Origin of the sequence: Dietzia sp. DQ11-44 (genome assembly GCF_014145205.1) — a bacterium.
Classification (GTDB): domain Bacteria; phylum Actinomycetota; class Actinomycetes; order Mycobacteriales; family Mycobacteriaceae; genus Dietzia; species Dietzia natronolimnaea.
Window position 1 is genome coordinate 1 of record NZ_JAALEC010000222.1, and the last position, 8784, is coordinate 8784.

At 65.4% G+C, this 8784-nt stretch carries 10 protein-coding genes; 2 read left to right on the plus strand and 8 right to left on the minus strand.

What is annotated here, in order from left to right:
- Nucleotides 1-277: transposase (locus tag G6018_RS06465; protein WP_182639198.1), on the minus strand; the 277-nt coding region annotated here is incomplete at its 3' end.
- A 54-nt stretch (nt 278-331) separates the two neighbouring features.
- Nucleotides 332-886: a TnsA-like heteromeric transposase endonuclease subunit gene (locus G6018_RS06470; RefSeq protein ID WP_182639199.1), complete on the minus strand. Its 555-nt coding sequence runs from the start codon at nt 884-886 to the stop codon at nt 332-334.
- Nucleotides 887-975: 89 nt separating this feature from the next.
- On the opposite strand from G6018_RS06470, the gene G6018_RS17115 reads away from it, so the two are divergent.
- Nucleotides 976-1269 carry a transposase gene (locus G6018_RS17115; protein WP_095719256.1) on the plus strand — a complete coding sequence of 98 codons (294 nt, stop codon included), beginning with the start codon at nt 976-978 and terminating at the stop codon, nt 1267-1269.
- The gene (locus G6018_RS06475; protein ID WP_202959127.1) at nt 1266-2150 is read left to right on the plus strand and encodes an IS3 family transposase; all 885 of its coding nucleotides are present in this window, start codon (nt 1266-1268) and stop codon (nt 2148-2150) included. Before G6018_RS17115 ends, G6018_RS06475 begins: the two co-directional genes overlap by 4 nt.
- Before the next feature lie 748 nt (nt 2151-2898).
- Here G6018_RS06475 and dnaB read toward each other — a convergent pair.
- The 6 genes from dnaB to G6018_RS06505 all read right to left on the minus strand — a co-directional run bounded on the left by dnaB (nt 2899) and on the right by G6018_RS06505 (nt 8663).
- Nucleotides 2899-4689: a replicative DNA helicase gene (gene dnaB / locus G6018_RS06480; protein ID WP_182639201.1), complete on the minus strand. Its 1791-nt coding sequence runs from the start codon at nt 4687-4689 to the stop codon at nt 2899-2901.
- A 508-nt stretch (nt 4690-5197) separates the two neighbouring features.
- Nucleotides 5198-5650: a 50S ribosomal protein L9 gene (gene rplI / locus G6018_RS06485; RefSeq protein ID WP_179523916.1), complete on the minus strand. Its 453-nt coding sequence runs from the start codon at nt 5648-5650 to the stop codon at nt 5198-5200.
- Nucleotides 5651-5765: 115 nt separating this feature from the next.
- A complete protein-coding gene (locus tag G6018_RS06490; RefSeq protein ID WP_179523917.1) occupies nt 5766-6338 on the minus strand; it encodes a single-stranded DNA-binding protein in 573 nt (190 codons plus the stop codon).
- An 89-nt stretch (nt 6339-6427) separates the two neighbouring features.
- Entirely contained in the window at nt 6428-6715 is a 288-nt protein-coding gene (gene rpsF / locus G6018_RS06495; protein WP_107747067.1) for a 30S ribosomal protein S6, read from the minus strand.
- 137 nt (nt 6716-6852) lie between these two features.
- Nucleotides 6853-7044 carry a hypothetical protein gene (locus tag G6018_RS06500; RefSeq protein WP_179523918.1) on the minus strand — a complete coding sequence of 64 codons (192 nt, stop codon included), beginning with the start codon at nt 7042-7044 and terminating at the stop codon, nt 6853-6855.
- Nucleotides 7041-8663 (minus strand): glycosyltransferase 87 family protein, encoded by a 1623-nt coding sequence (locus G6018_RS06505; protein WP_347237816.1) that lies wholly within the window; start codon nt 8661-8663, stop codon nt 7041-7043. The genes G6018_RS06500 and G6018_RS06505 overlap by 4 nt, the downstream gene beginning before the upstream one ends.
- Nucleotides 8664-8784: the final 121 nt, after the last annotated feature.

The following is an 8784-nucleotide window of genomic DNA, read 5'->3' on the forward strand; positions in this document are numbered from 1 at the left end:
ACGCCTGCTTCAAGATCGTGTTCGCCCGCCGCAGCTCGCGGTTCTCCTTCTCCAGCTGGGCCAGGCGGGCGTCGCGATCAGCCGAGACCGACGAGGCGTCTTGGCCCTCGGCCTGGGCTTTGCGGACCCAGGTCCGTAGTGCTTCGCGGTGCACGCCGAGCTGCTCGGCGACACGCACGATCGCACCGTGTGAGCGGTCGGGGTCGGCCAGTGCTTCCAACGCCATCCGCGTCGCTCGTTCGCGCAGCTCGTCCGGGTACTTGCGAGGTGCTCCCATGGTTCTGATGATCCCTTCCCGGGTAATCGATGTCTCCATCAAACCCGGGGCGATTCAAACCTCCTCGATGATGAGAGGCCGCACGGAGTCGATCCAGCTCGGTGGCCGACGAAATCCTTGCAGCCACAACAGATTCAGTTTCTCCACCCGATCGAGCTCGGCGAACAGTTGGTAGCTCCATCCAAAAGCCGCACATGCTTCTCTCGTGACCGGAACGGCTTCGAGGAACTCCGCGTCCTGTTTCTCAACCGGCCGGGCATCCCAGATCGTCACCAACTTGGACGCGTCAACCGACAAGACATCAGGAATATGGGACTTTCGCCCCGATGGCGTTACCCATGAGACTCGGCATGGCTGAGGGACCAACCACTCCACTTGCGGATCTCTATCGAGCTTTCGCACGAGGTCGTGCTCAAGGCCGGACTCGACGTCCAGCACCCGACCGACGGTCTGACTCCAAGCTCGGGCGGGGATGTTCTTCGACCGCGTACTTGCACGTACCTTCCGGAACGGCGTGATACGTGAGAAGTCGGTTGGCGGGAGGCCCTCCGACCAATCCCGTGCCTCCGGCTTGCCTTCCCACCGAAAAGACCATGTGATTGCGGTCATCAGACACCTCGCGAGGGGTTGGACCGTTCCCGTTCTGGTGGACACGCGGAGATGAGCGGAGAGTTCCCCCGAGATAGAGGGAGCAGATTATGGGATCGACTCGTCGGAGCTTCACTCCCGAGTACAAGGCCAACGCGGTAAGTTTGGTTATCGATGATGGTCGTGCGATCGCCGAGGTTGCACGCAGTATCGGCGTTCACGAGATGACGTTGGGGAAATGGGTGAAGAAGTCCCGAGACGAGGGAAACGGCGAGTCTGACCGCCCGTTGAATGAGGACGAGCGGGCGGAACTCGAGCGTCTCCGCGAAGAAGTGAAACACGCCCGGATGGAGGCGGAGTTCGCAAAAAAAGTAGCGACCTGGTTCGCGAAAGACCCGCGGTGAAATTCGCGGCTATCGCGGACTGGGCTGAATCCGATTCCTATCCGGTCACGTTCATGTGTGCTCAACTCGACGTATCGACTTCTGGCTATTACAAATGGCGTGGCAAATCCCGCTCAGCTCGAGACCTGCGGGACGACGAACTGACCACGCTGATCGAGTGCCTCTACGAGCGTCTCAACGGCCGCCCTGGCGTTCGTCGTATGCGCGCAGAGCTCGCCGCCGGCGGCCATCGGGTCTCGCACAAGCGGGTGTGGCGGCTCATGAAAACCGCAGGCCTGGAAGGCCGCCACCCGAAGGCGTGGAAGCGCACCACCGTCGCCGGAGAGCGCCCCGTTCCTGCACCTGACCTCGTCGGCCGTGACTTCACGGCGGCCGAGGCGAACACCAAGTGGTGCGGCGATATTACTTACGTGCGGACCTGGAATGGCTGGGCGTACTTGGCCACCGTCATCGATCTGCACTCCCGGATGGTCGTCGGATGGGCCGTGGCCGACCATATGCGCACCGAGCTGGTCACCGACGCACTGGACATGGCCATCGCTCGTCGTCGACCACCCGGAAAAGTAATATTTCACAGCGATCGCGGAACTCAATACACGTCCGCTGACTTCGACAAGTACTGCACGAAAAACAATATCCGACGATCGTTGGGGCGCACTGGAATTTGTTTCGACAATGCGGTCGCAGAATCATTCTTCGCGAGCTACAAAAAGGAACTCATTCACACGCGCCCATGGCCCACCCTGAAAGCACTCACAAAGAGCACATTCACCTGGATCGAGGAGTACTACAACAGGGCACGACGACATTCCACACTGGGATATTTGACACCAGCCGAGTATGAACTAGGATTCAGAGACATATACGAACTCGCCGCTTAATTGCAGTGGCCACTTTAGCGGGAACACTCCAGGTTGACGAGCCGGGTTTCGAAACTGTCTGCTAGAAAAGACAAGGGAATCCTCCACTGAGGTAAGTCCTGATATCACAGGTGAAGTCCCACGCGAAAGCGTGGGCGGATCCAGCGAGAAGGTCGGGTGGCACCCCGGCCTTCTTTCGCATTTCGGCGCTCTACGCCGCCCGTGTTGTTCTAAGTTGTGGCCGCCCCCGAATCTCCAAGAGCCTGCGCAAGTAGGTCAGCGACAACGCCACTAACTGGCTTCTGGTTTCGGTTCGCCGTCTCATAGATCCGCGCGGCCAGCTCCGCTGGCAGTCGCGCGGAGACGAGGACTCGCTCGTTCGGCTTCAGTTGCTGCGCACGCAAACGAGGCCTGCCGGTTCGCGCAGGCTGAAGATCAACGCGAGGTGCATGATCAGCGGGCGACATGGTTGGCCTCCAAGCACGAGTCGGAGTAGACATCCGTCCTCGGAACTCACGTTATGCCTCGTGACCTGCACTGTCCACGGAACCGCAAAGCTCGACAACTACGTCTGTAGAGTCAACAAAGCCTGTAGCCTTCTGACCAGCATCTATGCACGTCCCAGAACTTCTAGATTGACCGAGCCGTAGCGGGCGGACTCATGATGATTCTGGATTTCACCTGGTCAAGAGGATTCTGACGCCCAAACAGCTGGTTCAACCGTCAATCTAGAAGGTGATTTCGTCAATCTAGACCGCACAGCGACAACCTACAACCCGCGCGCCATATCCACGAACCGCGAGTAGTGCAGCTGGTGCGCCACGGTGATGGTGGAGGTCGGACCACCACGGTGCTTGCCCAGGATGAGGTCGGCCTCGCCGGCGCGCGGGTCGTCGCGCTCGGTGGAGTCGGGCCGGTGGAGCAGCATGACGATGTCGGCGTCCTGCTCAAGCGAGCCGGACTCGCGGAGGTCGGAGACCTGGGGCCGCTTGTCGGTGCGCTGCTCCGGGCCACGGTTCAGCTGGGAGATCGCGATCAGTGGCACGTCGAGCTCCTTGGCCAGCAGCTTGAGCTGGCGGGAGAACTCGGAGACCTCCTGCTGGCGGGACTCGACCTTCTTGCCGCTGGACATCAACTGCAGGTAGTCCACCACGATCAGCCGGAGGTCGTGCTTCTGCTTGAGTCGGCGGGCCTTGGCCCGGATCTCCATCATGGTGAGGTTGGGCGAGTCGTCGATGAACAGCGGGGCCTCGGAGATCTCGCCCATCCGCCGGGCCATGCGGGTCCAGTCCTCGTCGCTCATCTTTCCCGACTTCATGTCGGAGAGCTTGACCCGCGCCTCGGCGCTCATCAGACGCATGACGATCTCGGTCTTGCTCATCTCCAGGGAGAACAGCACGGAGGAGAGCCCGTTCTTGATCGAGCACGATCGCATGATGTCCAGGCCGATGGTGGAGTTGTGCGTGGGAATCCCGGTGGGACCGGCCAGGTACAGGTGATCATCGGCGGCGACCTCGATGCACCTGACCGGGACGCTCTGCGCGCCGCGGACGTCGATGATCAGGCGGTCGGAGCGCCCTGAACCGGCGTTCTCGGGCACCAGGATGCCGAAGTCGCTCACCAGCATCAGCGTCTCGAGTGACTTGGTGGTGACGGTCTGGTGGGTGCCGCCCATCTCGATCCGCCACTCGTGCTCGGCGTCCGCCACGATCTCCGCGCCGTCGTTGAACCGCAGGGTGAAGCAGGGGCGGTCCTCCCACACCTCGGTCACGGCCACGACCTCGGTCGGCTGCCCGTCGGCGCCGAGCACCCGGTCGCCGACGCCCACGTTCCCCATGGTGGTCACGCCGCCCGGGGTCGGGAGCACCGTGTCCAGGGCGAGTGCCTTACCGACACCGGGGCGGGCGGCGATGATGATCATCTGGCCGCCGTGGAGCCCGTTGGTCACGGCGTCGAGGTCGGCGAAGCCCGTGGGGACACCGTTGCTCAGCCCGCCGGCCGTGTGAATGGCGTCGATCTCGTCCATCGTGGGCTGCAGGAGCTCCTCGATGATCACGTAGTCCTCGGTGGTCCGGCGCTCGGTCACCTCGAAGATCTCGGCCTGCGCCCGGTCCACCACCTCGGCCACGTCGGCTCCCTCGGACCCCGAGTAGCCGAACTGCACGATCCGCGTCCCTGCGTCGACCAGACGCCGCAGGATCGCCTTCTCCGAGACGATCTGTGCGTAGTACCCCGCGTTGGCGGCCGTGGGCACGGTCGAGATGAGGGTGTGGAGGTAGGTGGCCCCTCCGGCGCGCCGGAGGTCACCACGGCGGTCAAGCTCGGCGGCCACGGTGACGGCGTCCGCGGGCTCGCCACGGGCGTACAGGTCCAGGATCACGTCGTAGACGGCCTGGTGCGACGGCTTGTAGAAGTCGCCCGGCTGGATCTCCTCCACCACGTCCGCGATCGCGTCCTTGCTGAGGAGCATTCCGCCAAGCACCGATTGCTCCGCGGTGAGGTCCTGCGGCGGCGTGCGACCGAACTCCGAGCGTCCACCCTCGTCCGGCGGAGGCGGCATCTCGTCGGATCCGTCAAATCCCCCCTGCGCCATGACCTCTCCTCTCCACCTCACGCCTCTGGCGTGCGGTACTCCCGAGCCGACTCGCCTGCCCCGCGTGACCAGTTCACTGTAGGCCACCGGGGCGACACGCCCGGCAGCCACCCGTCAAGTTATCCACAGGTTTCTCCACAATCGTTGGTGGCCGACTGTGGACAACTGTGGATGAATTCCCGATTCGCTGGCCCGATGCCGGTCCGTCTGTGGACAACCGGTGGATTACCCGGTCGCAACTGAACAAAAGTGCTGGTCATGCGGCTCTTCGCTCGCATGTGCGACGGTGGAGAACGGCATGTATCACGCTCGGCTCAACGACGCAATAGGTAACGAAAGATGAACATTATCGGTATCGGAACCGACACCGTTGTATTTTGCCGTCGGGGTTATCCACAGGCGGTCCACAACCTCGTCGCGTCCACGACGAGGGCCCCGGCCGTCGCGGATGACGACCGGGGCCCTACGTGGGAGATCAGGCGGGAACGACCTCGAACTCGACCTTGGCGGTCGTGTCATGCCCGAGCTCGACGACGACGCTCTGGGCGCCGGTCGACTTGATGTGCTCCTTGGGCATGTGGACGGCGCGCTTGTCGAGCGCCGGCCCCCCGGCGGACTTGATCGCGGAGGCGACATCGCCCGCGGTGACCGAGCCGAACAGCTTGCCGGTGTCGGAGGTCTTGACCGCGACCTTGACGTCGGCGAGCGACTCGAGCTTCTGCTTGAGCTCGTTGGCGTGGTCCGAGTCGCGCACCTCACGGGCCTCCTGGACCCGCTTGATCGACTCGATCTGGCGCTCGGCGCCCGGGGTGGCCACGATGGCCAGCCCACGCGGGAGCAGGAAGTTACGGCCGTATCCGCCCTTGACCTCGACGATGTCGCCCGGCGCACCGAGCTTGTCGACGTCGGCGGTGAGGATCAGCTTCATGATCCGTCTACCTTTCTTTCCTCCGACGAGCCGACCGGGGCCGGACTCTCGCGAGGTCATGTCTCATGCTTATGGGGTGGGGCGCATCGCGCGCCCCGGGGAAAAGACCCTGGGATCAGAACGGGGGCTCGTCGTCCATGCCGCCGAAGCCACCGGAACCGCCGGCCCGGGGAGCGCTGCCCCACGGATCGTCGTTCTGCTGGCCGCCGCCCTGGCCGCCACCGAAGCCGCCCTGCGGCTGGCCGCCGGACTGGAATCCGCCGCCCTGCTGACCGCCGCCCTGCTGGCCACCACCCTGGAAGCCGCCCCCGCCGCCCTCGCGGTTGGTGCGGGTGACCTTGGCCGTGGCGTACTTGAGCGACGGGCCGACCTCGTCGACCTCCACCTCGTACACCGTGCGCTTCTCGCCCTCACGGGTTTCGTACGACCGTTGGCGCAGGCGACCGGTGACGACGACGCGCATCCCCTTCTGCAGGGACTCCGCCACGTTCTCGGCGGCCTGGCGCCACACGTTGCAGGTGAGGAACAGGCCTTCGCCGTCCTCCCACTGGTTGGTCTGGGAGTTGAAGCGGCGCGGCGTCGAGGCGATCCGGAAGTTCGCCACCGCGGCACCCGACGGTGTGAACCGCAGCTCGGGGTCCGCGACGATGTTCCCGACCACGGTGATGGGGGTGTCGCCCTGTGCCATGCGCTTGTCCTCCGTGTTGACGCTCAGGTGGTGGTGATCGGAGCTCGACCGACCACGCCCAGATTAGCGGGCGGGCCGGAGAACCCGGGTCACTTGTCGGCGCGGAGCACCTTGGTGCGGAGCACGTTCTCGTTCAGACCGAGCTGACGATCCAGCTCCTTGACCGCGTCCGGCTCGGACTTGATCTGCACGACGGCGTAGATGCCCTCGGTCTGCTTGTTGATCTCGTAGGCAAAGCGGCGCTTTCCCCAGACATCGACCTTGTCGACCGAACCGCCCTCTTGCCGGATCACGTTGAGGAACGTGTCCAGCGACGGCGCCACGGTGCGCTCGTCGAGACTCGGATCGAGGATGACCATCACTTCGTATTGACGCATGGGACCTCATCACCTCCTGTGGACTACAGATTCGGCCACGGAATCTCCGTGGCAGGAGGGTCGTTGCGTCAGCAACCCGCTAAGGCTACCCCGCTTGAGGACCGCCCACGAAATCCCCTCACCCCGCTCGAGCCGCCTCAGCCGTGCCGCAGGCCTATCGTCAGCGCCAGGACCACGGGTACCACGGTGAGGAACAGGAACGCCGCCACGGTCCAGGAGATCCACACGGGCTGGCGCCACCCCGCGCGGTGCCCGCCGGCGGCGGTGACCATGCAGACGAATCCGACGAGGATGCACACGAACATCCAGATCATCGCACTGGTGCTCATCCGGTGGTGCCCTCCGTCTGTCGGACCCCGCGGGCCTCGTCGTCGTCATGGTCGTCGTCACGGTCGTCGTGGACACGATCGTCGCCGTCACGATCGTCGTTCTCCTGGACCGTCGGTCCGACCAGCGGTTCGCCGGGGTCCGCGAGCACCCCGGCCAGGGGGTCCGGCCCCTCGGGTGTGCCCTGGTGCGCCATCCGGACCAGGTCCAGGTGCGGCCGGTAGATCTCGCGGATCACCACCACACAGATGGCCACGACCATCAGGTCGCGCACCAGGACGAGCGGATGGAACGTCTCGGGCCCGATGCCCTTGTTGGCCACCCCGTGGAAGTACGACATGTGCGCCACCCACAGCAGGGCGTCGAAGACCATCCACGGCACCAGCAGCCTGGCCCGCGGCACCGCGAGCACCGCCAGCGGGACCAGCCACAGCGAGTACTGCGGGCTCCACACCTTGTTGGTGAGCAGGAACACCGCCACGATGAGGAACGCCAGCTGCGCGATCCGCGGGGTGGTCGCGGCGGTGAGTCCGATGACCAGCACGGCCACGCAGCCGAGGGCGAACAGGACCAGGGACACCGTGTTGAGCGTGGCCGGGGCCTCGCCCGCGGCGCGCCCGGCGTCGAAGCCCTGCCAGCCCGTCAGGGTCTGCATGACGGCGTAGATGCTCTCCGGGTTGGCGGGGCGGTCCGAGTTGAGCCGGAAGAACTCCCGCCAGCCCTCCGGGAACGGGATCATGATCGGCAGGTTGACCGCCAACCAGGCCGCCACCGCCGCCACGGCCGCCTTGCCCAGGTCCACGAAGCGCCTGCGGCGGATGGCCACCACCAGCAGGGCGCCGAAGAGGAACAGCGGGTACAGCTTGGCCGCCACGCCGATCCCCAGGACGACCCCCGCCCAGACCGGCCTGCTGCGCGCCCACAGCAGGAGCGCCACGGACGCGAACGCCACCGCCATCAGGTCGTAGTTGGTGAAGGCCTGGAAGATGATGAGCGGACTGGCGGCCATGAGCAGCGTGTCCCACGGCCGGCGCCCGGCCGACAGGTAGGTGGCCCACACGGCGACCATCCAGAGGAACGCCAGGATCACGCAGCCGAGGACGAAGTACTTGACCACCTCGATGGGACCGCCGGGGGCCACCGCGTGCCAGGCCTGGGCCGCCTGGGCGGTGACGTACTGGAACATCCCGGACACCACCGGGTACTCCATGTAGCGGGCACCGCCGTCGTCGCCCACCCACATGTACCGGTACGGCAGCTCACCGGAGTCCAGACCCTGCACCGCGTAGAGCGGGAGCGGGTCGGCGTAGCAGGCCTTGTAGTACTGCTGGCCGGTCCAGTTGAGCCCCGGCGCGGAGCCGTCGGTGGGGCTGGTGGTGACCAGGCAGGCTGCCTTGGAGAAGAACCCGAGCGCCAGGAACAGCACCGCGAACATCATGATCACGCGCAGCGGCGTCCAGAACCGCTGCCGTCCTACGACCGCGTGCTCACCGACCGGTCCGCCCCACGCGTCCAGCACCGCCCTGGCGGCCCCGTCCCCGGGTCGCACCCGGTCCCGGGGGCCGAGCGATCGCAGGTCCCTGTCGAGCGGCAGCGGGGAGAGGTGGCCGTTGCTCTGCACGACCACACCCTAGTGCACCGTATCCGGGTCAGGCCCCGCCGTCTCCGGCGTCGCCGCCGCCTCCCGTGCCTCCCCCGTCGCCTCCGCCACCGGGAACCGGGGCTGGCTCGGGAGCGGGGGC

Excerpts from the sequence above, each read along its gene's own strand:
- G6018_RS06470 (WP_182639199.1), bottom strand. The coding sequence starts at position 886 with ATGACCGCAATCACATGGTCTTTTCGGTGGGAAGGCAAGCCGGAGGCA.
- G6018_RS17115 (WP_095719256.1), top strand. The coding sequence starts at position 976 with ATGGGATCGACTCGTCGGAGCTTCACTCCCGAGTACAAGGCCAACGCG.
- dnaB (WP_182639201.1), bottom strand. The coding sequence starts at position 4,689 with ATGCCGCCTCCGCCGGACGAGGGTGGACGCTCGGAGTTCGGTCGCACG.
- rplI (WP_179523916.1), bottom strand. The coding sequence starts at position 5,650 with ATGAAGCTGATCCTCACCGCCGACGTCGACAAGCTCGGTGCGCCGGGC.
- G6018_RS06490 (WP_179523917.1), bottom strand. The coding sequence starts at position 6,338 with ATGGCACAGGGCGACACCCCCATCACCGTGGTCGGGAACATCGTCGCG.
- rpsF (WP_107747067.1), bottom strand. The coding sequence starts at position 6,715 with ATGCGTCAATACGAAGTGATGGTCATCCTCGATCCGAGTCTCGACGAG.
- G6018_RS06500 (WP_179523918.1), bottom strand. The coding sequence starts at position 7,044 with ATGAGCACCAGTGCGATGATCTGGATGTTCGTGTGCATCCTCGTCGGA.